Origin of the sequence: Candidatus Symbiopectobacterium sp. (assembly GCF_020054415.1) — a bacterium.
Classification (GTDB): Bacteria; Pseudomonadota; Gammaproteobacteria; order Enterobacterales; family Enterobacteriaceae; genus Symbiopectobacterium.
The window spans coordinates 1-1,226 of sequence record NZ_JAHWCO010000717.1; the positions used below are offsets into that span (position 1 = coordinate 1).

Genomic DNA, 1,226 nt, shown 5'->3' on the forward strand with positions numbered 1-1,226 from the left:
CGTTGCATAATGTTATCGACAGCATTCCAGCTCAGCCTCAGCTGTTTCCTGACGGCATCCACGGTGCTGATTTTCAGCCATGAGATAACAAATGACTCGAACAACAGCGTATACCGGGGCTAGCCCATGAAACAGGCTGCGTCTGACAGCCATGCTCATGGCACATAATGCGGGGTACATCAGCTTCGACTATTGTCGCGAACTGGGAGGTGTCGAGATGGCGCCATTTACGATGTCGGTGATCGTGAATAGGACAGTGTTTCCAGCAGGTTGGACAGGTTAACTGAGTGTTTTCAGCGATACCGACTGTAACGGTAACAGAACCGGCATTCTCATCGAGAGAAAGAAACTTTACCTGCCACGGAATAGACAGATTGAGGATATGAGCGTAGAGAGACTTTTCGTCCATGGTGGTGACCTCTGCAATTTAGTGCGCCATTATCATGCCTTCAGCCACCACAACAAGGGAAGACCCCATTTTGTACAGGTTTGCTCGGCATGCCTATGATTTCATTTTGTCCAAATATCAGACTCATCGTTTCCTCTGCTTCATGCTATGACAAGATAACTCCACGGACGCACTGAGAAGCGGTCGTCAACCTCCCTACAGATCTGCGCGACTGACACGCAGGATCGCAATACATTGAATAGATGCTTTCGATAGACCGAAACCGCAAACCGTAATTAATCAATAAAAACAAATAGATAAAATATCTTGTACTTCCGTTAGCGTAATGATCAAGCAGCGCGACGTGGTGTTTTGATCTTGAACGAGCAAGCAAAAGCCTACATCGTCAAATTCCTATTCAAGTGTAGAAGTAAAAGGTCAAAAAATCCCGTGAACCCGTACCACATTAGTCGCTTATACCGCTCTCATTTTTTTACATATGTACTAAAATTTTAACGTACCTGTCGTTCAAACGATCAAAAAGCATCTTCTGGAGGCTTTGTTGAATAAATCAGAACTTGTAACGACTGCGCCCCATACAGGGAGATTGTTACGTGATGCGAATACTGTTCGGCATTCCTAATAGCGTGATCCGGTTAAGCGCTTTGACCATGGCCATGGCTTCACCCACCTGAGTATCGTAGTCTCTCAGACTTAGATGACCACCCAGAAGCCTTTTGAACCGGAACATGGCCGTTTCAGCCACTGAGCGCCGGTGATAGCCCACTTTCTTTTTCCAGATATCGTTACTACCGCTAATGCGCTGATTTGCAACAGC

General features: G+C 46.2%; 2 pseudogenes. Both read right to left on the reverse strand.

The window, feature by feature from the left end:
- Nucleotides 1–409, reverse strand: a pseudogene (locus QZ506_RS20625) (transposase family protein); the annotation flags it as partial.
- A 589-nt stretch (nt 410–998) separates the two neighbouring features.
- A pseudogene (locus QZ506_RS20630) lies at nt 999–1,226 on the reverse strand (IS5/IS1182 family transposase); the annotation flags it as partial.